Origin of the sequence: Pseudoalteromonas sp. SS15 (assembly GCF_049257195.1) — a bacterium.
In the GTDB taxonomy this organism is placed as follows: Bacteria; Pseudomonadota; Gammaproteobacteria; order Enterobacterales; family Alteromonadaceae; genus Pseudoalteromonas.
Window position 1 is genome coordinate 797,401 of sequence record NZ_JBMMUD010000001.1, and the last position, 25,543, is coordinate 822,943.

Consider the following 25,543-nt stretch of genomic DNA (forward strand, 5'->3'; position numbering starts at 1 on the left):
TTAATAAGAAATAGTTCATTCATGACCAGATTAGGCCTGCGCGATAGCATTCTCGTTCTAACTTTAATCCCTACCATGCTGATTGGTTTAATTCTTGGGGGATATTTTACAGTAAATCGTTATGTTGAGCTTGAAGAAATTCTCTTCCAACGTGGAAGTAGTATTTCAGAGCCATTGGCAATCGCATTAGAGCAACCTGTTCTGCGTGAAGATAGAGCACAGCTTAAGCGTATAGTCAGTACTGCACACAACAAACATTCTCCGCTTATCAAAAGCATTGCTGTTTTTGATGTTGAAAAAGAACTACTACTGACCAGCAATTATCATGAACATTTTAGTAACTTAAACTTCTCTAACGACATTAAAACACTTCATCATACTGATATGGTGAAAAGAGACGATACATTTATATTTTTCACCCCTGTTAAATTTAATTCTCAACCCTCAGAACAATGGCAAGATGCCCATGCCGCGCCGCTGGCTTTATTAGTTATTGAGGTTAGCAAAGATAAAGCGATTATTGCGCAGCAACAAACGCTTATTATGAGTATTAGTATCATCGTGATTGCATTAATTTTGAGTGGCATTTTGTCGTTGCGGATCAGTAAAGTATTGGTTTCACCACTGTCTCAATTACTGTTAGCCACAGACAAACTGGTCGAAGGTAAGCAAGATATTGGCCTTCAAACTCCGATGCAAGGTGAGTTCGAGTTACTCCGTCAAGGGTTGCACACCATCAACGGCGCCATGGCAAACCAACGTGACGAAATGCAAAAGCATATTGACCAAGCTACCAGTGACTACCGAGAGACACTCGAGCAGTACGAAACTCAGAATATTCAGCTCAATATTGCCAAAAAAGAAGCCCAAGATGCCAACCGAGTTAAATCAGATTTTTTAGCAAAAATGAGTCATGAGTTACGAACTCCGTTAAATGGGGTAATTGGTTTCACAAGACAGCTTTATAAAACGCCGCTAAATAAACACCAAAAAGAATACTTAGACACTATTGAGCTTTCAGCCAATAGCCTCATGACCATTATCAGCGACATCTTAGATTTCTCTAAACTAGAAGCTGGCGCAATGGAATTAGAAAGTATCCACTTTCAGTTACGAGAAGTGATCAGCGAAGTGATGACATTATTAGCGCCAAGCGCATATGATAAAAAGCTTGAGCTGTCGATTTCTATTCACCCGCATGTACCTGAAAACTTAGTCGGTGACCCCACTCGATTGAAACAGGTGCTTATTAATTTAATAAGTAACGCCATCAAGTTTACTGAAAAAGGCGCGGTTAAAATTGATATCACTCACCGTGTAATCAAACAAACCAATGCTTCTTTATTAGTGTCTGTAAGTGACACTGGTGTGGGCATTGCAGCAGAAAAGCAAGATGCGTTATTCACACCGTTTGGCCAAGCTGACTCAAGCATTACCCGTAAATTTGGTGGTACCGGTCTTGGCCTTATTATTACTAAGCATATAGTTGAGGCCATGCGTGGTAGCATTAGTTTAAACTCAGCCCCTGGCCAAGGTACTTGCTTTACCTTTAATGCCATCTTTGAGCTACCTCAACGAGCATTTAACAACGACTTACCAACTTATAGCCTTGAGAATAAGCGTATTTTATTCTTTGAACCTCAAGAACATACTCACTATGCAATATTAGCCCAATTGAATGAATGGAAAATGCAAGTAACACCTTGTTTGACTGAAGAAACTTTCTACCAGGCCCTTGAAAAAGACTTCAGTTATGACATCTGTTTAATTGGTAACACCGCTGATGTTGAACAGATGCCTGTGCTTAAGAATTACATTTCCCAAGCGCGTCCACTCGCTGATTATTTATACCTCATGGTCAGTACAATTTCGCATAATATGCGAGAATCATTAGTAGGTAGTGGCGCAGATGCCTGTGCGAGTAAACCGTTGCATTACCGTAAACTGTGCGAAATGTTAGCAGCCCCATACCGCTTAGATCATCCAGATGTGTCAACCGATGAACATGACCAACCTATATTGCCTTTAAAAGCGCTCATCGCTGATGATAATGATGCCAATTTAAAACTACTTTCTACACTTTTATCAGAACAAATCGAAGGCATAGATACTGCGCACAATGGTGCACAAGCTGTGGCACTGTGTAAAACTCATAAATATGATTTGATCTTCATGGACATTCAAATGCCCATTATGGATGGCATCACTGCATGTAAAACCATCTTGGATTCATCACTCAATGAAGATACCCCTATTATCGCTGTGACCGCACACGCATTAAGTGGCGAAAAAGATCAGTTATTAAAAGATGGCTTTAGTGGTTACTTAACTAAACCTATCGATGAAGATATGCTGAAGCAAACGATTTGTGATTACAGCAGTTCAGCGGTGAGTTCGACAACAAAGATCAAAGCCGAAGAGATTGAACCGAGCCCAGCCCCTTTTGAAAGTCATTTACTCGATTGGTCTTTAGCCCTTCGTCATGCCGGTGGTAAACCCGATTTGGCCATTGAAATGTTAAACATGCTATTAGATAGCCTAAACGACACGCACCAACAGATAAATCAAGCACTTGAAAATGAAGATTTCGCACTCCTGCTTTCGGTCATTCATAAGTTTCATGGCGCTTGCTGCTACACAGGTGTGCCTAAACTAAAACAATTATCAGAAACCATTGAAACTGGTCTGAAGCGCCATCAAAACATTTCTGGTGTTGAGCCTGAGGTGCTCGAGTTACTTGATGAGCTAGAAAATTTTAAACAAGTTTCCCAAGCAAGCTAGTTAAGTTTCGGCTCGCCAAAGTTAACATGGAAATGCAAGTGCTTACTATCCTGATAGTCACCCAGGTTAGTGAGCACGCGTGCTGCACCATATTCTTTTTCAACTTTACCTGCCAGCTCTTGTACAACCATCATAAGATGAAACAGTTGTTCTGAACTATGACCTCCTAAGTCAGTAAATGAAGGAATATGTTGTTTGGGGATAACCACAATATGTACAGGCCAATGAGGCTGAGTATGATGAAAAGCGAGTACATGTTGATCCTCAAATACCACATCTAGCTCTACTTTGCCGCTTAATGCTAGATCACAGTAAAAGTCATTACCCTCATAACTTGCCATGCTACCTCCAAAATACACCTTTAGTTACGTCAAAGGCTTTACAATACCAACCCTCAATAATACTCAATCATTTTGAGGGACTAAAACTGACGCTAGTTTCGTTGAAAATTTCTCATTTAGAACAACTAAATAGCAAAATTTTCGCCTTGCCTACATGGATGTAGGTACCTCAGCGATAGCAGGACGCGTGAGCGGTGCTATCGACAATTTTTCTTGCCTCAAAATAGATCGCTTAATTAAGAGGGTTGGTATAAGAAAAGATTCTTAGCTTTCATATTCAAAGTGTAGCAATGAATTAAAAAGCGAGGGTATATGATACAAAAAAGCGGCTTATCTATGTAAGCCGCTGATTGGGAGACGTTAAAATGAATTGAATGCTTTATGCGCTTTTTAGCAGCTCTTGCTTAGCGCTATTTATTGCAATAGTGCGTGGCTTATCTGCTTCTGGTATCTCACGCTCTAAGGCAATGTTTAATAAACCATTCTCTAGAGATGCACCACGTACTTTTACATGGTCGCCCAATTGAAATTTGTGTTCGAAATTTCTTTCAGCGATACCCTGATGAATAAAGGTACGCTCTCCATCAACCGATTTAGTTTCTTTTAACCCTTTCACTGTTAGGGTGTTTTTCTCAGTTTCAATTTGAAGCTCTGACTCTACAAACCCTGCCACAGCCATGGTGATTTGATATTTGTCTTCACCTAAAAGTTCAATATTGTATGGGGGAAAGCTTGATTGCTTTGCATTACGACTAGCGTTATCCATAAGTTGAGCTAAGTGATCAAAACCAATGAATGAACGATAAAGTGGTGATAAATCTACTGTACGCATAATAATATCCTCTTAAAGCGATAGTCTGTTGGCATCTCCTCAAATGAGCAAGATTACCTAATAAAATCATAGTGTTAATTTAATAAAGACCCTGTAAGGCGTCTTCACAATAAGAGATAAGGTCTGCTAAACAGTTTTCAAGAGAAAAAATTAAAAAGATTTAAATTTAATTTTTAGGGATACATAAATTTGCACTCAACTTACTGATATTTGAGATTTTATACAATTCTTACCGAAAGCTATTTTTTATTAAATCGATGCCTGAACCATAATGTAAATGCCGAAATTGACAGAAACTCTGATTGAACTCTTAGAAGTGAGTTAAATAGAAAAAGCCTGAGCATTTACCCAGGCTTTGTTTACTTACTGTTGGTTGGAATCTATTTTAATATTTAAAGCGTTTACTACGAAGAGAAGAATTTGTTGCTTTAGAATCGTACTTATCTGAAAAATATGAAGCTGGAGATAGCAATAAAACAAACGAATCTGTTTTTGTGTCTGATCGCTCACCTAACTCTTCATTTTCGCTTTTTGGTAATTTAAAGCTCATCAAGAGCACAGCTGAAAGAGCAACAACAATCCAGACAGAATATCGCCAATCACCTGATTGCACAGAACCCGCTATCGCTAAAAACACACCAATTAACAATATCACTCTAAATCCATGTAACATTTTTTAATCCCTTAAACTAAATAATCTATTTGTTAAAGTTAATTGCAAAATATTTACAAATCAAGCTCAAGGTTAAGAAAATGTTTAAATATTAATAAAAATGCACTCTATTTTTGAATATTATGAAAAAACTCATACGGCGATACCACCAGCCCAATTATCAACTTAATAACAACAAAAAACCATCAAGTATAAAACTCTTCGGAAAACTGGAAGTTTTTAAGCATTAATCTAGATTTAAGTTAATAGTGTTGATGTTTAACTACACAAAAATTACACGCCCACTTTTTACTACATGTTTTTGGGGTCATAGATGAAAAAACGGTTTATTCCTTCAGAGCAGATAGGCTCAATACCAAGAAATGCTGAGCTGATAAGTGCGTATAAATCGTTTAAAATTGGCGAGCTTAGTTATGCTGCACTCTGCGATATCGCCGAATCAGAAACAGTCCAAGTCATGAAAGATTTAGAGGCTTTAGGCTGTGAAGTGATCAGTGATGGCGAACAACGAAAGTTTGATGGCTTTGCGCATTACTGTTTACACAACTCTTGTTGCTATGAATCCGAAGGTTTATTAGTTGATTTTTCGGATGGCCATTCTCGCGTATTTGCGCCACACCTCAAAACTGCACCATTTAAATACGAGCATACCGCAGATGAGTTTTTACAGTTTGCAATAAAACACGCAAATGTCCCTGTCAAACAGGCTGTGATCTCTCCTTCAATGCTTAGTTTAGTCTATCCAAATACAGGCTTAAAAGGTTACAACCATCAACAATTCATAGAAGACTTAGTTCATCAACACGTAGGTGAAGTGAAACGCTGTTTAGAGCTTGGGGCGCACAAAGTGCAGATTGACTTCACAGAAGCAAGATTATCTCTGAAGTTAGACCCCTCAGGTGAGCTACTTAATTCATTTGTCGATTTAATCAACAAGTGCCTTTCACATTTCAATCAAGAAGAAATTGCTCGTATCGGTATTCACACTTGCCCTGGTGCCGATATCGATTCAACACACAGTGCCGAGGTAGACTACAAATATTTACTGCCCACATTATTTGAAATCAATGCGGGTAACTTTTATGTGGCAATCAGAGGTGAAAAAGAGCCAGAAAAAGCGCTCTATTTACTCGGAAATGTCATCAAACCAGAGCAAAGAGTTTTTATAGGCGTGACCAATCCTATCAGCACAGAAATAGAAACACCTGAATCGATATGTGAATTATTACTCACCGCTGCTAAATATATCCCTGTGGAGCAGTTAGGCTCTACAGATGACTGTGGCTTTTCTCCTTTCGCAGACGATATATCAACTGCCCGAGAAGTCGCATATCAGAAGATAAAAGCTAGATTAGAAGGAACCAAACTGGCAGAGATGAAGCTTGGATTAAGTTAAAGAAATAAACATGACGCGTATTGAGCCAAGTTTAAACCTGCATCAACTCAATCTTGAGATGGAGAATCACCAACTTAAAAAAGACCTCAGAGAAAGGCAGTTTGAGCAGTTTACCTTATCTAAAATACAGCAAGTCGCAAAAGTAGGCACTTGGAAACTCAATCACCTCACCTATGACGTATGCCTCTCTCCTGAACTGCTTACCATGCTGGGTTTGACACAAGCATCTTGCAAGCTTAAATGGAATCAATTTGTTAGCCTTATCGATCCAGCGCAACACTTGGCACTTGAAACAAAATTAATTCAACTCGAAGACGTTGAGCACCCAGCGATTGTTCATACATTTTTAGACGATACACAAATAAAACGCCACTTTAAGCATTTTAGTCATACCTTTACAAATAGTATTGGACAACCACTACGAACAGTCGGCCTTATTCAAGATATTACTGAAGAGTTTAACCAAGCAAAAGAGTTAGAACGACAAGCTATCACTGATGAGTTAACTAAATTATATAATCGAAGAAAAATTAATGCCTCTTTACGCGAATTGATAAATGACACAGCAAATACTGGTTTGCCTTTTTCAATTATGCTATTCGATTTAGATCATTTCAAAAGAGTCAATGACGCATTTGGGCATAACTATGGCGACGAAATACTTATGGCCACAGCAGATGCTATGAGAAAATTTTTACCTAGTTACGCACAATATGGTCGCTGGGGAGGTGAAGAGTTTCTTATAGTGGTCAATAACGTATCATTGACCGATGCTTGCAATATCGCTCAACACATCAAAAATGCATTAAATACCATTAAATTTCCAAACAAAAAGTCCCTTTCTGCCAGTTTTGGTGTAACACAATTTAAGAGAGACGATAACTTTACAACCTTACTCACTCGAGTCGACCAGCTTATGTATAAGGCAAAGCAATCTGGCCGCAATTTGGTTGTGTGTGGTTAAATTGAAATCAACTTAACCACACCATATCGAATTGCTCTACTTTTTGTACTTCTCAAACCAAGCAAGGGTATGCTCAATTTTACTCACCATTCGCGATGGTTTTCCGGCAATACCATGTGGCGCACCTGGTATTTTCACCAACACCGTATCAACTTTACGAAGTTTCAACGCTTGATAATATTGCTCGGTTTCTGCCATCGGCGTTCGTAAGTCTTCTTCGCCCGTCATCAACATAGTTGGTGTTGTTACATTGCCGACTAACGATAACGGAGAGCGTTGCCAGTAATGTTCAACATGCTCCCAAGGCATACCCGGAAATTGTGTTGGTATTTGTACTAAACCACTATCCGCGGTCAGCACTTTACTGAGCCAGTTAATTACTGGTTTAACAACAACAGCGGCATTAAATCTGTCTGTTAGACCAATCGCGTAAGCCGTTGCAATGCCCCCAGCTGACCCACCAGCAATAAATAGGTTGTCTTTATCGATAAAGCCTTTAGCTATCATGGCATCAACGCCGGAATTGTGATCGGCAAAATCTTCCTTCGAGCTGTATTTATACTTTAACAACATAGCGAAACGCTCGCCGTAAGAGCTACTTCCACGGTGGTTATCGTAAAATACTACGTAGCCTTGTGCAGCATAACGCTGTAACTCAGCCGAAAAATGTGGGCCATAGGCTAAATGCGGTCCGCCATGAATTTCAATCAGTAGCGGATACTTTTTCTTAGGGTCAAAATTAGGAGGCGTGATATACCAACCTTGGATTTTTTCACCATCAAATGAAGACTTGTAATTAACTTCATGCACCTCACCAAGTGTTTTATGAGCAAGTAAATCTTCGTTTAACGAAGTTAACTGTTTGGTATTCCCTTTAGTCGATGCTATTGCTACATTCGCAGGTCTTTGCGCTGTGCCATGGGTAAAGGCAATTTTACCTGAGTAATTCGCACTAAATTGGCCGCTAATATAAGGTCTACCCAGTGTTGTGCCAGATAAGCTGTCGGCTAGGTCTTTAATATTGCCACTCAAAGAAATCGCAGCAAGCTTGCGTTTACCGAAGTCATCGTATGCAATTGCTAATCTTGAATTGCTGATCCAAGTTGGATTTTGGATGGAGCGGTCAAAATCTTTGCCTACCATTTCAAACTCTTTATCAGACCAATCCATGATATTCAGTTTGTGATTACGATAAGGATTCAACTCTCCAGATGCGCTTAAGAAAGCGAGTTTTTTACCATCTCTTGAAAAACTCGGAGAATGCTCTCGACCAGGTTGAGTGGTAAGTTGAGTTAACTTGCCCTTTAAATCGACACTGAATAAATCACCTTCTAAACGCTTGTATTCCCAATCTTTAATTCTATTCGCTGAGAATACAATTTCTTTTGAGTTACTGTGCCAAGTAAGCTGGCCACCATGGTGAAAGTTGCCTGACGTCAGTTGACGCGGAGTGCCGCCATCACTCGGTAAAATAAATATTTGACGGAAGCCCGGTTTAACTAATCCTCTGCCATCAGCTTGATAATAGGCTTTATCAATAACAATTGCAGGCTCTGACCATGTCGCACCTTTTGGCTTAGCTGGCATTTTCGCAATCACCGAAGGTTTTTCATTGATTTGCTGACTAAAGGCAAGCCACTTGCCATCAGGAGACCAAGTTAAATTACTCACACTTGATTGAAGTTGGCTTAGTAGAGCTGTGCGATTTTGCTTTAGGTAATGCACATGCACTTGGTAGCTACCAGAAACATTGCTGATGAAAGCGATTTTCTTGCCATCTGGCGACCATCTTGGGTGAAGGTATTGGTTTTCATTTGAAAATAACGGCGTTTGCTCACCACTTTTTACGTCTACTAACCACAAATTACGGCGTGTACTGTCTTTCATTATGTCATTTGAATTTCTGACATAAACGACTTGCTTACCATTTGGCGAAATTTGTGGGTCATTTGCATACTCTAATGCAAAGATATCATTAGCATTAAATGTTGTATTTGCCTGAGCAAAAACAGGTAATAATGCCAGTGCTGAAAGTGTTTTTCTGATCCCAATACCCATACATAGTGGCCCCTAATCAATAAATTTAGGATATGAATACTAGAGTCAGCAAGAAATGTCATGGGTTTAGCGATAAAGTGAATAAAAGTGATGCCCACTAACGGGGCATCATGAAAAGCCTAAGTTTTATTTAATACTCGTAATTACATTCTTTACTGACCTTATAGCGCTCGATCATTTCATCCATATCGATTGCTGAGCCCGCAATATTGGTTGCCGCTTTGGCTATTTCTTCTGCCCCAGCAACGTTTTCAGTAGCCTTTTGATAAATATCAACGATATTCTTACTTACCTCTTCAATCGCATTGCTTTGCTGCTGAGTGTTTGAAGAAACCGCTTCTGTCACCGCTTCAACTTGTTTTGCTTGTTCAACAATCGTTGCTAAAGCCAGTTTAATCTCTTCTGCTCGATTAGCAGCTTCTAATGCATTGTCTTTACCTTGGGTAATAATACTTGATGCTTCTTTTGAGCTTGTTTGAAGCTCTGCCACTAAAGACGATATTTCTTCAGTCGATTTTTGCGTTCGACTGGCGAGACTTCTAACTTCATCAGCCACAACCGCAAAGCCTCTCCCTTGCTCACCCGCTCTAGCTGCTTCAATCGCCGCATTAAGCGCCAATAAATTGGTTTGCTCTGCAATTTCTCGGATCATATCTACCATGCTAGAGATACTGCCAACACGCTCGTTTAAAATATCAACCGATTGCGCTGAACGGGCCATATCATCAGATGCACTTTGAATGACTTCTACAGCTTCACTCACTACCTTTTGACCATTTAAAGATTCATTGGCAACGGTTTTAGCAGCGTGTGAATTATCAGACATAGAGCTTGCGATAACTTGAATATTCGCACTCATTTGCTCTGATGCTGAAGCAATGGTTTGAATCCCCATTTGTTGCTCTACTAGGTTTTCTTGGCTTTGACTAATCGCCACGGCAGTTTCGTGTATTGATACTGTGATTTTTTTAGAAACTAAACCAAGCTCAATTAAATCCTCTTCAAACTGCTTAGTCAGTGCATTGATTTTCTCTGCAGAGTCACCGAGTTCATCAGAACTTAATACTTCAATCTCATCAGCCATGTCGCGCTCTTTAATAGCTATATCAATACCTTTAGCTATTAATTCTGACTGACGATGTCTTAATTGAATCGATAAAAATAATGCTGCTGTGATAAGAAAACCAACGACAAATATGATTGCTTCGACTACTAACACCGTAACCGCATCTTGTTGAATTCTTATGGCAGTTTTATCAACTAAGGTCAGTGCATTTTCTTCGGCTTGTTTCAACGCTTCAATACGCGTTGTTGCTGCATTAAACCAAGTTTGTGGATTTATTTCATAGCCCGAATCTTTATTTTTAATCATCTGTCTAAAGCGGTTAACACTAGAAAAAGATGATGATGATAGAACTTCATCAAACAGAGATTTCATCTCTTTAGGTGCAGCCTCTAGAGCTTCTTCAAGATAAACGCTTTGCTTAGTGAGTAGTTTGATATAGAGCGCTTTATCAGTGTATGCCATTTTATCTTTCTGAAACACATCATAAAGCGCCGCTCTCTCAAGCATGGCCGACTCTTTAGCATTGGAAAAGTTATAAATTGATACGAGTTCTTTTGCAATAAGGTGGTCATTGCTGAGTCGTGAAGCCTTTATAACAATATGTAGACCTTTAAGGCTAATATCCGTGTAATATTGAGCAGCGTCTGACGGTGAAATTGAAGATGAATTAACCCCATTTCTAACCGAGTTTCTTCTATTTAATAACTGTAAGAACTCATTTAACTCTTGCTGCATTACACTGCTTAAGGCCCATGTCTCTTTCTTTTTAACTAACTCTTGAATTAAATTATCCGTTGAGCGCTGTTGACTATTAAATTGAGCGCTCTGCCTTGATTGCACACCTTGCAGATAAAGGCCAGATAGCTCACGCTCTTTTTGCGTTTCATGAACAATACTCAACACTGCGTGACTAAGGAAGGCATTATACTCAGCGTCATAGGCATTATTCATTTTCTTAAATGCCATACTCATATCGTAAGTAATGATGGCGCCAAGCAAAATACAGGGTAAAAGAACAACTAAAGTGAGGTGACTTGAAATCTTTTTGGCTACTGCTAGAAACATAGAGGCAACTTATTTTTTAATAAAAAGTTAACTGCTTTAAAATATAGGACGTATCCAAACTATTTTGAAGCAATTATTCCTAATAAAATAATATTAGTGTTTTGTTAAGCAAAGAGTAAAGCCTTTTACTTCATAAACTTAAAAATGATAGAAAACAGGCTCTGTATGAATGATTTATAAACAAAAAAGAGAGGCAAAAATTAAGAAGGCCACTCAATCTTTTTAAAATTCAGTGGCTGATTAAGTTAATGACTAGTGATTGTGGGTTTTGCTATTGATGTAATCAGTAATTGAAAACAATACGCCTGATATGACGAACGTTAAGTGAATGCCTACTTTCCAAGCAAGCTCTTCATTGCTTAGAGATTCTGAACTAATAAAGACTTTTAATAGCTCGACGGCTGAGATGGCAACTATAGCGCTGATGAGCTTAATTTTAAGACCTGAGAAGCCAACTTTGCCCATCCAAGCAGGTCTATCTCTATGATTATCAATATCGAGTTTTGATACAAAGTTTTCGTAGCCGCTAAAAATGATGATCAATAACAGTCCTGCCAATAGAGCGGTATCGACTAAAGTTAAAATACCAACAAGCAAGTCATTGTTAGCTGTATTGAATGCAGTGAGTGTCATTGTATATAACTGCTTAAAGAATTTGATCAATAGCAAAATTACAGCAAACAATAAGCCTAAAAAGAAAGGCGCTAATAACCAGCGTCCTTTAAAAAGGGTTGACTCTAAAGCATGCTCCAGTTTGTTACCAAACGACTTTGGCTCGTTCATTTTGTTACCTATCAAAGAGTTTTCGGCATTCTAGTCTAATCACAACACCTGTTTCAAATAGTTAGACAAACAACTTATGTATTTAACTATTTACTGCCTTGTTCACTAAGACCAGTTTCAGCCTCTTTAAGCCCGTCATCTAAACTGTCATCAACCTTTGCTTCTTCATCACTTTCTACAACTAACAATTGCTCATGCGCAATTTCTTCTTCGATCCGCGGGTCCATCGCTGCTGCAAGCGGAGAACTAGTGACATCTGAATTACCCACCACATAATCACTGGCTTCTGGCTGTTCAACTTTTTGACGAGAGTTTATGAAAGTCAGTACGCCAAACATCAAGACGGTGAGTACTGCGATAGATGCATATAAGGCCTTAGGGCCGAAAAAGGTCATAGATTTTGAAATGATCGCTGAACCAAAAGCGGCGCCTGCACCAAACACCATAAGCAGTGCAGATGACACACCAACTCGGTCTTCATCACTGACTCGTGAATTTGCAAGAGCTGACGAAAGCGGATAAAGCGTAAACGCAAACAAACCAAAAGCAAAACTACAAGCCATCAAAACTGTCGGCTCAGATGGTAATAAGCAAATTGCCATACTGATCAGGCATAAAGCAACTGCATTACTTCTTAATAAAATACTTCTAGGTACTTTGTCTGAAATCACACCCATTGGCCACTGCGCCAATAGGCCTGCAAATATGGTGAAAGACATAAACTTTGCAATGTCTGCAGAGCTAAAGCCTATACCACTGCCAAAAGTGGGCGCTAGTCCATAAAAACTACCGTTGATAATGCCAGCAAAAAGTACCGCAGCGAGAGCTTGAGGTACTTTCTTAAAGTAGTCGAATAAACTCACTTGAATGGGTTTGATGGGTTTAGGGTGAATACGTCGCGTGATTGCAATGGGAATAATACCCGCAGCAACTGCCATACACACCAAGAATAAAGGAGCATAGCCCAACTCTGGAAAGCTTGATAATGCAAACTGACCAAGCACCATGCCCATGTAAGAGGTGATCATGTAAAACGAAAACACTTTACCCCGAGACTCAGGCTCTGCTTGTTCATTAAGCCAGCTCTCTAACACCATGTAATTGGCCATCATCCCCAAACCAACACACAAGCGAAGAAATAGCCATAAATAAACGTTATCGCTGACGCCATGCGCAGCAACACAAGCGACAACTGCGGCAGTGCTTGCTGCAAAAGTACGAATATGACCAACCGATTTAATAAAGTGATAACCAAGCTTTGAGCCTAATAAAAGACCCAAGTAATAACATGAGGTAAGTAAACCAATCCAAAAGGTCGAAACGTCTTTTTGACCTAAATAGAGCGCTAAATAAGTGGTTAATAAGCCAGTGCCACTAATTAAAAATAGATTGGTGAAATATAAAGAGATAAATGATTTCATTACAAAAGTTTGCACGCTTTTTTTGTGATACTAGAGCAACTAATCAGCTTTGCCAAGCGCTGTTATGAAATTATCTATTGCAGAGAAAATAGCCGAACTACTACTGGTTAAGTTCGGCTTAAAAGGGGAAGTTAAACTTTAAATTTCGATACGTGTGCTTTTAAGTCTACAGCCAACGCTTTAAGCTCTGAGCCCGCCAAAGCAATGTCTTTTGTTGCATCAACAGTTGAAGAGGTATGGTCACTTACTGTGATTATGCTGCGGTTTATTTCTTCAGCGACTGCAGACTGCTCTTCTGAAGCCGTTGCTATTTGCGTACTCATTTCATTAATAATGGCAATGTCTTCTACAATTTCTTTTAAGGCATGATCCGCATTTTGTGCTTGCTCAACTGTACGCTCAGCGTAAACTTGTCCTTCTTCCATCACCACAACCGCATCGTGAGAATACTTTTGCAGCTCTTCAATCATGCCTTGAATGCTTTCTGTCGATTCTTTGGTTCTTTGTGCAAGTGCCCTAACTTCATCAGCAACGACCGCAAAGCCTCGACCTTGCTCACCTGCTCTTGCAGCTTCAATTGCAGCATTAAGTGCGAGCAAATTCGTTTGCTCTGCAATGGCATTAATGACCGTGGTGACATTGCCTATTTCTTCACTCACTGAACCCAGTTTATGAATCACCGCCGCCGCTTTTTCTACTTCATTAGCCAAACCGCTGATTGCCTCAATGGCAATATTTAACAGCGCCATGCCCTCACCCGCTTCTTTATGGGCTTTATGGGCGGCATTGGCGGTATTTACAACATTATGCGCCACTTCTGAGACAGTCGCTGTCATCTCATTCATGGCTGTGGCGGCTTGTTCGATTTCAATTTGCTGATTGGCCATCGCTTGCTTGGTGTCGTTGGCCACGCTTTCTAAGCTATGAGTAGAAACATTCAATTGCTCAACAGAGGCATTACTACTAAACGCAATATCTCTAAAGCTAGACACCATGTTGTTCAGCCCCACAGCAATCTGTGTAAGTTCATCTTTACCTTGGGTATCAACCGCGAGCGTTAGGTCACCCGTTTCTTCAAGCCTTTGAATGGTGCTGCCTATTCTGTCTAATGGGTTGATAATACTGTGTAATACATTAACAGTGATAATAATTGATATAATGGCGATGATGACAATGAGCACTACCATAGTCGACACTTCTTGCCAGTAAGTCTCTTGCACATCATCGATATAAATGCCAGTGGCAATCACCCAACCCCAAGGCGAAAACTGTTTTGCATAAGAGATTTTATCAATCGGCGTCGAATTTGGCGTTTTTGGCCACATATATTGCACTGTTCCTTCACCAAAGCGCGTCGCTGCACTGACCATTTCTCGAATAAAGTACACACCATTGGGATCTTTCATAGCAGCAGAATTAGTGCCATTTAAGCTTGGTTTAATCGGGTGCATCAGCATGGTGTGCTGGGTATCTAAAATAAACAAGTACTCGTCATCAGCGTAACGCATTGCTTCAATAACTTGCTTGGCTTCAGTTTGCGCTTGCTCAAGCGTCATTTTTGAACTGGCAACTTGCTCTGCGTAAAAGCTCACTATGCCATGAGCTGTTTCAACGATATGTTGAGTTTCAAGCTGCTTAGACTGCTTTAATTCACTGTACAGCGAATTAAGCATCAAAAAAGTAATGACAAGAATTACAGCAAAACAAGCGCTAACTTGCGCCCACAATCGCGTTTTGACAGAGAGCTGTCGCAGTGTTGTTTCCATGATTTTCCTTAAGCATTAATCCCTGAGCTCAATGTGGCTCTAGAGGCATGTTTTTCGACACGAAAACTAAATTAACAGTTCTTGGATTGTTCCGACAAGGGTGATCAACCCATCTTTTGACTTATGACAAATTTTGCCTTTCATCGACTGTAATTGAACCCGATAAGTAATGCACAGCCTGCCCTCGTAGCTTCACTCTTTCGCCTTCAACCACACACAATAGCTCTCCACCTCGTTTCGATGCCTGATAGGCTTTCAACTCAGTTTTATTCAGCCTTTGAGACCAGTAAGGTGCTAACCCCGTGTGAATAGAGCCCGTTACCGGATCTTCATCACCGCCATTCGCAGGCCAAAAATAACGGGATACAAAATCATGTTTTTCGCCTGGAGCAGTCACAACCACATCCAACGGTGCCAATTGTTTAAGTTGCTCAGAACTTTGTTCTAGCGTTCTAACTTCGTGCTCAGTGTTATAAATAGCAAAATAGGCTTGCTGATTTTTTAGTACCTGTTGAGGCTTTATCGATAAACCCGCAATGAGCGCTTCTGGTATATCTGAAATAGTTTCTGGTGCAAAACTCGGAAAATCCATTTCAATATAATCATTATCTAACTTGTTGATAAGCATAGAGCCTACCGCTGGTGCGCTCAGTGTTACCTGATGAAAAGTTGGGTTTTTATTAAAAAGCACAAACGCTGATGCTAAAGTTGCATGACCACAAAATGCAATTTCGGTCAGTGGAGAAAACCAACGAATATCATAAACGCCCGTTTCAACAGGCACTAAAAATGCTGTTTCAGATAAGTTATTTTCTGTAGCGATGGCCTGCATTAGGCTTTCGTTTAACCAAGTGTCTGTGATGATCACTGCCGCTGAATTGCCACCAAACTGAGTGGATGTAAAAGCATCCACAATGTCGATATTTAACTTCATAATTCCATTCACTTTATCTTTAATTATCTAGAAACTAGCTGAGATTAAAAAACAAGTGAAGTGATTAAGTGTTATGCATACAATTTTGGTGGTTATTAGCAATGGAATTAAAAGAAAAATAAGCGGGCAAAACTGCGAAGGGATGCAATTAAAGGGGACTGCCCGCTTGAAGAGCGTTGTTAAATAACAACTATGGAACTAAGTTCATTTAGTTACTTAAATAATAAGTAACTGGCTTAATGAGAAGTAACTGACTCTGTAAAATCAACTTCAATATACTCACTTATTTCTGACTGCAAACTGAATTAGCTCTTAGCAATCAATTCATTAGTTACTTTATCTATACCCACTTCACTAATGCGAGAGACAATTTCTTTCTGCTTTGCATTCAACAGTGAAATACTTTCAGCAACTAGGTCGTAAACTTGCCATTCGCCTTGCTTGTTTTTTCTGAACTTAAACACAATGTCGATACTCGGAGCGCCAGGCTCTACAATCTCAGACTTAACTGAGGCGAACTTACTTTTGCTGTCTAAAACGGGTTCAATAAAACGTACTTCTTGGCCTTTGTAACTCATTAACACGTTGGCATACGTGCCCGTTAAATATTGTTCAACCGCATCAATAAAACTCACCGCTTGCTCACGTTTTACTTCTCTGACGTGTTTGCCAAGCAGCTTAAAAGAGACAAATTTAATATCGATGTGCGGCATCAGTTGTGCACCGACTAGCTTTTTAAGTTCAATACGTTTTGTGTCTTCTTCTAAGTCTTTCAACTTAGCAATATCGATAAACAGTTGATCACCGACTGATTTAATTAATGTGTATGGTGTCTCGGTATTTGCTTGTTTAGAACCCGCGCCAGCACTGTACGCACTGAATAAAATTAATACCGAAAAAAATAAATACTGTATTGCAGTTTTCATAATGTGTCCCCGTTTAGTTAGTGAGTGCATGATACGAGTTTGTTTAATGATGAAAAAGACGCAATTTTGCACCCTTTTGTTGCCAAAAATGCACACCAATAAAAAGTCTATATATTTCAATTATTTTTACTTTTGTTTCGTTTTCAGCATCAATATCGTGCACATTTGTTTGCATATAAACACAAATAGCTTTGTGAAAATACGCTCATTGAAATGATGAGGTTCACATTGACTATGAATTTACTGCGTTTATTGGCACTCGCCTTCTTACTGACATTTACTTCAACAGCATTTGCAAATAACAAGCACGGTTATGCTATTCACTATATTCATGGCGAAGGAGACGTAGATGGGATCAAGCTGGCTTATCAGTATCACCCTGAAAACTTACTGCCTGATGCTTGGAAAAACTTTGACTTACATTTTGAGACCAGCATTAACTTTTGGAATTATTCAGCTGCTGGTAGAGGTTCAAAAAGCAACCACGATACTAACTTTGTTCTGGCTCTTACGCCTGTATTCAAATACCCGCTTACAACTTGGTATGAAAAACCCCTTTATTTAGAACTCGGTATTGGACTTGCACTGCTAGACGACACGCATTTTGCTGGTAAAAACGTCAGCACCCATTATCAATTTGAAGACAGGCTCGGACTGGTTTATGACTTGGGGAATGCCAAAGTGGCCGTCAGGTATATGCATTACTCAAATGCGGGGTTCAAAAGCCCAAATCCAGGACTCGATTTTATTTCACTCTCGTATTCCAGCTATTTTTAGTTCATACCAACCCTCTTAATTAAGCGAACTATTTTGAGGCGAAGAAAACTATTCGATAGCACCGCTCTCGCGTCCTGCTATCGCTGAGGTACCAACATCCATGTAGGCAAGACAAGAACTTTGCTATTTAGTTGTTCTAAATAAGAAGTTTTTAACGCAGCTAGCGTCAGTTTTAGTCCCTCAAAATGATTGAGGATTATTGAGGGTTGGTATTATGTTTCCCAAAAGCTGTTGAAGGGTTGTGTGGCTTAGCTGCTCAACCCTTTTTTTATAAAGACCTGAACTTATCTAATTTTGATAATCGGTCGCTTTGTACAAGTTTGAGTTAACAACATAGACAAGGCGTCACGCACTGCGGCCACCTCGAAATCGATTATGTTTAATTCTGGCGCCTGAATGCGTTTTTGTGCAACGTCTTGTAAAAGCTGCTCACCCATAAAACGCAAATGTTGTTGTGCACATAAACTATTTGAAAGCCAAGCTCCTGATACTGAGACTACCCCAATATTAGGCGCTTTCTCAAAAAGTAACTGTTCAGGGATAGTGCTAAAACCATTTAGACACGCAATACGACCACAAAAACGCAGATGTTGTAAATCTTCTAAGAAAGTTTCACCGCCTTGGGTATTAATGATGCAGTCAAATCCCGCATTGCCAATTTCTCTTTTAATTTGCTCGCAAACACCTTCTTGCTCACAATCAAACGCTAAATCTGCACCTAATTTTTCAAGGCGTTTCTGATGAGGCTTTTGTGCAAATGCATACACTTGCGCGCCTTGCTGTTTGGCATATTGAATCGCGAAGTGAGCAACCGCGCCTTGTGCACTGTTGATCAGTAAAGATTCACCCGATTGCAACTGCAGTTTGTTTAAGGCGATAAGTGCGGCCATACCAGCATTGGGTAAAGATACAGCAACCTCACTAGGTACTTCATCAGGGACCACAGAAACACTGTGGCTAGGCACCACTGCATATTCTTTTAACATGCCCTGTTGAGATAGACAGGCGTTAAATAGCACACGTGAGCCTTTGTTCGGAAAAACGCCCTTTGGCGCATCAACCACAGTACCCACGGCATCAAGCCCCAACACATGCGGGTACTGCCATTGTGAAAAGCCAGTCTGAGCTAATCGCGCGTCAACATGGTTCAAAGCAACATAATCGATGGCCACCAGCAATTCATTCGCACCCAATTGTGGTACTTGACGTTCAGCACATTGCAAGTCGAAAGCCTCTCCGGCCTGAACGAGTTCTATGACTTTCATTGAATTGTTAACTGCAGACATACATTTCCTGTCATTAAAAGAATCAGTTGTTGATATCAACACACGCTAATTATTGCAAAATAATACCAATCCTCTTAATTAAGTGATCTATTTTGAGGCAAGGAAAACTAGTCGATAGCGAGGCTAAAATTTTGCTATTTAGTTGTTCTAAATAAGAAATTTTTAACGAAGCTAGCGTCAGTTTTAGTCCCTCAAAATGATTGAGTATTATTGAGGAATGGTATAACTGCTAATTTGTCGCTTTTTGCTATTAAAACACGTCAATTCAAGTTCAACAACCTCACTGCGACAATTGTCAACATAAGGTAATGAAACCATTAAATTTATAATTTATGCTTTATTTGTAGATTATTTATCTAGTTTTACGCTTTCATTGGTGCCAAACTATCATCAATATTGATTTTTAGGATCGCATCGTGGATACAACCAGTCGCTTGATCATGTTACTTGAAGTTGTTGAACAAGGTTCATTTTCAAAAGCTGCCGAGCTTAGAAACATTGATCGTTCTGTTATTTCAAAACAGGTGAGTAAATTAGAAGAAGATTTGGGTGTGCGCCTGCTCAACCGAACAACTCGCTCTTTCTCTTTGACTGCTGCCGGCGCTGAGATGGTAAAAAAAGCCACTGAACTTAGGTTATTGCTACAAGATACAGTGCAACTTGCTGAAAACTACCACCAAGAACCTCGCGGTTTGCTACGCATTACAGCGTCGAGTTACATTGGTAAGTTTTATCTTATGCCTGTGATCAATGACTTTCAAAAGCGCTTCCCGCAAGTCACCATAGATTTAAGACACGACGACAGAGTCGTAGACATGGTCTCTGAAGGCTTTGATTTAGCGTTTAGAATTGGTGAGCCTCGCGACTCTTCGCTTATAGCACGTAAAATTGCTCGTAATCGTATGCTTATCCTAGCCACTAAGCAGTTTTTAGAAATTTATGGTGAGCCAAAAACCATGGCCGACTTAGAATCACTACCTGCTGCGGCCTATTCGAGTTCACATATACGCTTTGAATCTATCAGTTACATAGATGAAAAAGGCGAACCTCAAGAACAGCCTATAAACCCAGTATTTAAATCAAACGACGGTGAAGCATTAGTTGAAAAAGTGCTTTCACACAATGCCTTTATGACTGCTCCCGCTTTCTTTTTTGCAAAACCTATGGAAGAAAGTGATTTAGTGCCAATTTTGACCGACGTGAATTTACCTGATTACAGTGCCATGTATGCCGTATATCCACATCGAGACTTACCTGTCAGAACGCGATTGTTTTTAGATGCTGCAAGACATTACATTGGTGATAAAACACCTATTTGGGAAAGAAACATTCCAAATATAGAGCGACTTTATCAGCAAAAATAGCGCCAATTAGGGTTTTCATTTTCTGCGTTGCCTAGAAGTAATATTTCAATATCAGCATGGGTGATAAATAACAAACCAGAACCCTATTTGGTTTTTATTATCAATTTTTTATTGAAAGTGTTTCATGTATACAAGCAATTATCATTTTAAAAACTCAAGTTAAAATAATCGCCAATAACCCATTCAACCGAATTGGAGACACTATGTCACAGCAGATTATTGAAGACTTAAACCGCCGCTATACCGTTAAAAAATACGATGCAACGAAGAAAGTTTCAAATGATGATTTAAACATTATTCTCGAAGCACTTCGCTTGTCGGCATCATCTATAAACTCTCAGCCTTGGAAATTTATCGTCATTGCAAGCGACGCAGCAAAGCAAAGATTGCATGATAGCTTTGCCAACAAGCATCAGTTTAATCAGCTTCATGCTAAAGAAGCTTCGCATACAATTCTATTGGCTTACGACCCTCAATTTACGAAAGAAAAGTTCAGTAAACGTGTCGATGCCGAGGTGAGTTCTGGTCATTTACCTGCTGAAATGTATGACACTTTTATGGGCGCTTATGCTTTTGCAGAAATGAACACCGATGAAACTGGTTACAACGGCGCTTGGACAAAAGCGCAAGTATATTTAGCCCTAGGTAATTTACTGCATGTACTTGCCAGAATGGGGATTGCCTCTACCCCAATGGAAGGTGTTGACTCTGAGCTATTGGGCGAATTATTTAAAGAAGAGCTAGACGGGCATATCTGTGAAGTTGCCCTTGCAATCGGTTATCACAAAGACGGAGAAGACTGGAATCATGGCTTGCCTAAAGCGCGCTTACCTCGTGAAGCAGTCATTAGCGTGATTTAAATTTTATATAGGTAGTTGCTAATTAGGCAACTACCACTTTATTTCTTCCGCCTAATTTAGCCTGATAAAGCGCTTTATCAGACTCAAGGTTCAATACGCATAATATGTCAAAGAGGCAAGTGGCCCACTTTGACTAAAATAATGGTTTCTTGCTCCACAAAGGGGTGATGTTCACTCATATGAGGACTGCGTAACCATGTGCCTTCTGGGTACCTTCCTTGCTCATCAATCAACTCACCACTCAGGACTAGTATTTCTTCACCTCCAAAATGTTTATGGGGCACAAATTGCTCGCCCGCAGGCCATTTCACTAGTGCAGTGTGTTCATGAACAAAACTATGCAATGGCATGACTTGCAAGTTACCCTGTCCTTGTTGCCAATCGGTATCAAAGGTATTAACTCTAACAGTCTCTATGTCTTGTTCGTCAAACTGATTGAGCTTAACGAAGATAACGCAGCCCTCTTTACTAAATGGTGCATGAACGCTGTTTGGCGGATTACGGATATAGGTCCCTGCTGGGTAATCGCCAAACTCGTCAGAAAACACGCCCTCTAGCACAAAGATTTCCTCACCCATAGGGTGAGGATGTGGCTTAAAAGCTGAGCCCGCGTCATATTTCACAATACTTGTGGCATGTCCTGACTCTTTGTCTTCGCGCTCTAAAGGTTTACGCCACACACCTTGAGCAGGGCTAGGCTGCCAAGGCATATCTGCTGTTTCTATCACTAAACGTTCTAGAAAATTCATATTCAGCATATTTATCTCCTACAAAGCACAAGGTGCTCAATGTATTAATTTCTTCCCGCCATCACTCCGCCGTCCACATCTAAAATGCTGCCTGTGATCCAACTTGCATCATCTGATAATAAAAAGACGATACTGTTAGCAATATCATTTGGCTCACCCACTCGACCGATTGGGTGAAATGCATTAAAACGGTTTAGCGTAGTGTCTATGTCTTCAGGCGCAATAAAAGAGCCATAAATCGGGGTTTTAACCACAGCTGGAGACACCGCATTAACGCGAATTTTGTCGTCCGCGAGTTCCATAGCCAAATGCTGAGTAAAAGCATGCAAGCCCGCTTTTGCCATTGAATACGCTGACGAAGGCGTCGCTTTGATGGCTTGTTTTGCCCACATAGAACCTATGTTCACTATGCTACCGCTACCCGATTTTTGCATATTCTTGACAACCGCTTGGGTCAGTAAAAACGTCGCTTTATTTAAATCATGGTATTGATTGTAATCAGCTAAAGTGTGCTCAACAAAAGCCAGCGGTGAAAAGTAGCCAGCCGCATTCACTAAGTAACCATAGTGTGTAGACGATGCTGTAATTTTGCTCGCTAGTGCCTGTACAGCATCCATGTCATATAAATCGATTTGTATGCCAGTGACTTGACCTAAACGGCTCAGCTCACTGACGGCTTTATCGAGTTTGTCTGAATTATTCGCTAATATTTCTACCTTAAGTCCAAGCTCTAATAGTGCCTTTGCCGTCGCGAACCCCATGCCACTTGAACCGCCAATAATCATCACTGTACCTGCATTTGAAAATTTCATAATCACATCTCTTGTTTGTAAAAGTCGTGATAATATTAATTTTACGAAAAGCCTCTGAATAGTAAGCACAATTTGGTTAGGTAGGTACTTTTTGGTACATCTTTATGACAGCAAACGAAAAAATATTTCCTAGAAAATTAGCGCCTCAATCTAGCGCACGCATGGTAGAAACCATTTATGGCTGTAAATGGTCTTTAACTGTGTATCAATTATTAGATGAAGGGATAAATCGCCCCGGTGAAATGGTCCGTCAAGTTGAGGGGCTAACCACTAAAGTGCTTAATCAATGTCTCAAACGGAATGTCGAGTTTGGCATTTTAGAAAAGCAAGTATTCAACGAACTCCCTCCCCGCGTTGAATATCAAGTGACTCCGTTTGGCGAAAAGTTTTTAGCCATTCTTGAACAGTTAGAAAACTTACAATCTGAGATAGATTTACTAAAAAACGAGTAGAGTCAAACTCTTTAGATGCATATAAGCATTTATGTAATGGGTTTAACAAATCGCAACTAGAAATTGATACTCTATAACATTACAATCAAAGTTACCGTCACTTAAATTGTAAATAAACATGGCTTACTCAAATACCGCTGAGCAGCTTGAAGTAGCATCAAGCGTCTCTGTGTCTGACGAGTTTCAAATACTCACTGACATCTACAACGAAAACATCAATATTGCGATTTGGCAACACACTTTATCTTCTGACATTTTAAAAGAGTCGCAAAACATCATTGAAAACGCACCAAGCCTTCAAGAAGTAATAGCTGCTGAACCTGAAAATGCATTTGAACAATTAATCAGCAGCCATCGTGCCTTGAAAGCAAGTCCAGCTTTGTGTGATCACATCGCAGTACTCGTAGATATGTTTTGTACGTTGTTTGAAGCCAAGCGCGCTGGTGTGCGTTTGTCTGTTTTAGACAAGGCAATGTGCCCTAAATTTCATATTGACAAAATCCCTTGTCGTTTAGTCACCACTTTTGAAGGCGTGGCCACAGAATGGCTCCTTAACGAACATGTTGATCGTTCAAAACTTGGTGCGGGCAGCCAAGGTCTTGATGACGAGCAATCAGGTATTATGACAATGCAAAATGCCATTCAAACACTTGAAGCCGGCGATGTTGCCCTGCTAAAAGGCGAAGGTTGGGCAGGTAATGAAGGTAAAGGCTTAGTTCACCGCTCGCCAAAATTGGCCGAGGGTAAAAAGCGCTTATTGCTGACGCTCGATTTGATTGATTAGGTTTTTGATTAATTTCTCAGATTTGGCGTGCTATTTATCGCTCTTATTAACCAATTAAGAGCGATAAATCTCGTAGATTTCTTTCGTTTCTCTAGACGTTTTTAGAAATAATAACCCACATTAATATTCAGCCTTCTCTCAAAATCATCATTGTTGCCAGCTATCGAGCCACCGACAAAGGGCTGGTTTTTCGCATGCACCAAATCAACATACGTAAACAACGCCCCAGCTGATATCGACATACCAGTAATATTCATCCAAGTATTAGCTGTATCATCTGATTTGTTATAAACAGTGCCAAAATCGTTGTAGAAACTCAGTTGAGAAATAGGGCCAATATCTACCGATAAATCATAAGACACAGCAAGATTAGTGCTGGTCGCCTCACTGGCAATGGTGTCATACATAGAGTTAGCACCTACGACGATTTGTGTCACATTGTCTATGTGATATTGATACTGAGTATGTTGTAAATGCACGCGCCATTGACCAATATGCGTCGAAGCATGCAGCGCCCAAGCTTCATGGTCGCCTATACGACTCACGCCATCATGCAAACCGCCATCGAGCGCTGAAAAACCCACATGCGTTGTACCAAACTGATGTTCAAGTTGATAAGTATAACGACCCACTAGCGTGTTATATTCGGCTAAAGTCGTTGTTGGCACATCATGGATGTTTTCATCACGTAACCTGATCCCTAATGCATCGACTGAATAGCGATCTTTGCGCTCTTCAGCACCGCCATCAACGCCACCATGTTCGTCGTTTTTGAAAAATGCGATGTCTATTACACTGTTTTCGGTTGCCTTGTGTTTGAGTACTAGCCCTAAATCATAGTCTTCTTGCAAGCCAATAAAGTAGTTAGGACTCATAAAGTAACTATGAAAGCCACTATGTGGTGCATTGCCAAATGGCACTGGCGCTAAGCCCAGTTGCCCATGCCAGTCATCACTGAAGTCGTAATCTAGATATGCAAATTTAACCACACGCATATAATCTAAGAAGCGGATCTCTGCGTTTACACCGATATCTGCAATGTCACCTGAGAAATTCAAGCGCACTAAATCAAAGTCGATGTCGCCGCCACGCTTTTCATTGTCATCGTCATACGACACCATGTTGTAGTTAAAACGAATAGCACCACCGACATGAATAGTAGGCGTAGCATTTACCACCACCTCTTTGCTGTTATGCGCTTTGATCTGTTTTACTTGCTGCTCTAGCACAGCGATTTGTTGCTCTAACTTTTCAAGCTCAGTATTAGCTGTATTGCCTGCTGCCTCAACAGAAGGTGATACGAATAATGACGACATCATAGTGCCGCTAGAAAGTGCCATCGCACAAGCCAACAAACGAGGTGAAAAAAGAGACATAAAAGCGAATTTCCGAGGTGAGAGTAATAAAATTCGCGCAAGCCTAGCCTACTCTTTTTGCGTATTCAAATTAGGGA

Annotated in this window: 22 protein-coding genes; 8 read left to right on the top strand and 14 right to left on the bottom strand. The window is 40.1% G+C overall.

Translation table 11 applies throughout. The annotated features are described in order from the left end of the window. The first annotated feature begins 21 nt into the window (after positions 1 to 21). Complete coding sequence (gene barA, locus AAEU28_RS03495; protein ID WP_421962958.1) at positions 22 to 2,781, top strand: two-component sensor histidine kinase BarA; 2,760 nt, start codon at positions 22 to 24, stop codon at positions 2,779 to 2,781. On the opposite strand, the gene AAEU28_RS03500 is transcribed toward barA, so the two are convergent. The 3 genes from AAEU28_RS03500 to AAEU28_RS03510 all read right to left on the bottom strand — a co-directional run bounded on the left by AAEU28_RS03500 (position 2,778) and on the right by AAEU28_RS03510 (position 4,627). Next, the gene (locus AAEU28_RS03500; RefSeq protein ID WP_421962959.1) at positions 2,778 to 3,122 is read right to left on the bottom strand and encodes an HIT family protein; all 345 of its coding nucleotides are present in this window, start codon (positions 3,120 to 3,122) and stop codon (positions 2,778 to 2,780) included. The genes barA and AAEU28_RS03500 overlap by 4 nt on opposite strands. A gap of 379 nt (positions 3,123 to 3,501) precedes the next feature. Beyond that, complete coding sequence (locus AAEU28_RS03505; protein ID WP_421962960.1) at positions 3,502 to 3,954, bottom strand: Hsp20 family protein; 453 nt, start codon at positions 3,952 to 3,954, stop codon at positions 3,502 to 3,504. Between the two features lie 385 nt (positions 3,955 to 4,339). Then, complete coding sequence (locus AAEU28_RS03510) at positions 4,340 to 4,627, bottom strand: hypothetical protein (RefSeq protein ID WP_390441151.1); 288 nt, start codon at positions 4,625 to 4,627, stop codon at positions 4,340 to 4,342. A gap of 313 nt (positions 4,628 to 4,940) precedes the next feature. Between AAEU28_RS03510 and AAEU28_RS03515 the strand changes: the two genes are divergently transcribed. Then, on the top strand, positions 4,941 to 6,023 hold the full coding sequence (locus AAEU28_RS03515; RefSeq protein WP_421962961.1) for a 5-methyltetrahydropteroyltriglutamate--homocysteine methyltransferase: 1,083 nt from the start codon (positions 4,941 to 4,943) through the stop codon (positions 6,021 to 6,023). 10 nt (positions 6,024 to 6,033) lie between these two features. Next, the gene (locus tag AAEU28_RS03520; RefSeq protein WP_421962962.1) at positions 6,034 to 6,987 is read left to right on the top strand and encodes a GGDEF domain-containing protein; all 954 of its coding nucleotides are present in this window, start codon (positions 6,034 to 6,036) and stop codon (positions 6,985 to 6,987) included. A gap of 36 nt (positions 6,988 to 7,023) precedes the next feature. Here the strand turns inward: AAEU28_RS03520 and AAEU28_RS03525 are convergent, their stop codons facing one another. The 7 genes from AAEU28_RS03525 to AAEU28_RS03555 form a co-directional block, all read right to left on the bottom strand. Then, positions 7,024 to 9,045 (bottom strand): S9 family peptidase, encoded by a 2,022-nt coding sequence (locus AAEU28_RS03525; protein ID WP_421962963.1) that lies wholly within the window; start codon positions 9,043 to 9,045, stop codon positions 7,024 to 7,026. Positions 9,046 to 9,175: 130 nt separating this feature from the next. Beyond that, entirely contained in the window at positions 9,176 to 11,176 is a 2,001-nt protein-coding gene (locus AAEU28_RS03530; RefSeq protein WP_421962964.1) for a methyl-accepting chemotaxis protein, read from the bottom strand. A gap of 252 nt (positions 11,177 to 11,428) precedes the next feature. Further along, complete coding sequence (locus AAEU28_RS03535) at positions 11,429 to 11,959, bottom strand: TIGR00645 family protein (RefSeq protein ID WP_421962965.1); 531 nt, start codon at positions 11,957 to 11,959, stop codon at positions 11,429 to 11,431. Between the two features lie 86 nt (positions 11,960 to 12,045). Next, positions 12,046 to 13,380 (bottom strand): MFS transporter, encoded by a 1,335-nt coding sequence (locus AAEU28_RS03540; protein ID WP_421962966.1) that lies wholly within the window; start codon positions 13,378 to 13,380, stop codon positions 12,046 to 12,048. A gap of 131 nt (positions 13,381 to 13,511) precedes the next feature. Beyond that, entirely contained in the window at positions 13,512 to 15,146 is a 1,635-nt protein-coding gene (locus AAEU28_RS03545; protein ID WP_421962967.1) for a methyl-accepting chemotaxis protein, read from the bottom strand. Between the two features lie 121 nt (positions 15,147 to 15,267). Continuing rightward, positions 15,268 to 16,080, bottom strand: coding sequence for a PhzF family phenazine biosynthesis protein (locus tag AAEU28_RS03550; RefSeq protein ID WP_421962968.1), 813 nt, complete (start codon positions 16,078 to 16,080; stop codon positions 15,268 to 15,270). A 305-nt stretch (positions 16,081 to 16,385) separates the two neighbouring features. After that, positions 16,386 to 17,006 (bottom strand): MlaC/ttg2D family ABC transporter substrate-binding protein, encoded by a 621-nt coding sequence (locus AAEU28_RS03555; RefSeq protein WP_421962969.1) that lies wholly within the window; start codon positions 17,004 to 17,006, stop codon positions 16,386 to 16,388. 234 nt (positions 17,007 to 17,240) lie between these two features. Between AAEU28_RS03555 and AAEU28_RS03560 the strand changes: the two genes are divergently transcribed. Further along, the gene (locus AAEU28_RS03560) at positions 17,241 to 17,783 is read left to right on the top strand and encodes an acyloxyacyl hydrolase (RefSeq protein WP_421962970.1); all 543 of its coding nucleotides are present in this window, start codon (positions 17,241 to 17,243) and stop codon (positions 17,781 to 17,783) included. Positions 17,784 to 18,067: 284 nt separating this feature from the next. Here AAEU28_RS03560 and AAEU28_RS03565 read toward each other — a convergent pair whose 3' ends face one another. Beyond that, positions 18,068 to 19,069, bottom strand: coding sequence for a zinc-binding dehydrogenase (locus AAEU28_RS03565; protein WP_421962971.1), 1,002 nt, complete (start codon positions 19,067 to 19,069; stop codon positions 18,068 to 18,070). Positions 19,070 to 19,485: 416 nt separating this feature from the next. On the opposite strand from AAEU28_RS03565, the gene AAEU28_RS03570 reads away from it, so the two are divergent. Continuing rightward, positions 19,486 to 20,433: a LysR family transcriptional regulator gene (locus AAEU28_RS03570; RefSeq protein ID WP_421962972.1), complete on the top strand. Its 948-nt coding sequence runs from the start codon at positions 19,486 to 19,488 to the stop codon at positions 20,431 to 20,433. 203 nt (positions 20,434 to 20,636) lie between these two features. Then, complete coding sequence (locus tag AAEU28_RS03575; RefSeq protein ID WP_421962973.1) at positions 20,637 to 21,293, top strand: NAD(P)H-dependent oxidoreductase; 657 nt, start codon at positions 20,637 to 20,639, stop codon at positions 21,291 to 21,293. A gap of 107 nt (positions 21,294 to 21,400) precedes the next feature. Here the strand turns inward: AAEU28_RS03575 and AAEU28_RS03580 are convergent, their stop codons facing one another. Further along, a complete protein-coding gene (locus tag AAEU28_RS03580; RefSeq protein WP_421962974.1) occupies positions 21,401 to 22,051 on the bottom strand; it encodes a cupin domain-containing protein in 651 nt (216 codons plus the stop codon). Between the two features lie 35 nt (positions 22,052 to 22,086). After that, positions 22,087 to 22,854, bottom strand: coding sequence for an SDR family NAD(P)-dependent oxidoreductase (locus tag AAEU28_RS03585; RefSeq protein ID WP_421962975.1), 768 nt, complete (start codon positions 22,852 to 22,854; stop codon positions 22,087 to 22,089). Positions 22,855 to 22,958: 104 nt separating this feature from the next. Between AAEU28_RS03585 and AAEU28_RS03590 the strand changes: the two genes are divergently transcribed. Both AAEU28_RS03590 and AAEU28_RS03595 read left to right on the top strand, forming a co-directional pair. Continuing rightward, a complete protein-coding gene (locus AAEU28_RS03590; RefSeq protein ID WP_138631348.1) occupies positions 22,959 to 23,306 on the top strand; it encodes a winged helix-turn-helix transcriptional regulator in 348 nt (115 codons plus the stop codon). 118 nt (positions 23,307 to 23,424) lie between these two features. Then, positions 23,425 to 24,090 (top strand): DUF1826 domain-containing protein, encoded by a 666-nt coding sequence (locus tag AAEU28_RS03595; protein ID WP_421962976.1) that lies wholly within the window; start codon positions 23,425 to 23,427, stop codon positions 24,088 to 24,090. A 101-nt stretch (positions 24,091 to 24,191) separates the two neighbouring features. Here AAEU28_RS03595 and AAEU28_RS03600 read toward each other — a convergent pair whose 3' ends face one another. Further along, positions 24,192 to 25,466, bottom strand: a complete 1,275-nt coding sequence (locus AAEU28_RS03600) for a carbohydrate porin (protein ID WP_421962977.1) — start codon at positions 25,464 to 25,466, stop codon at positions 24,192 to 24,194. Positions 25,467 to 25,543: the final 77 nt, after the last annotated feature.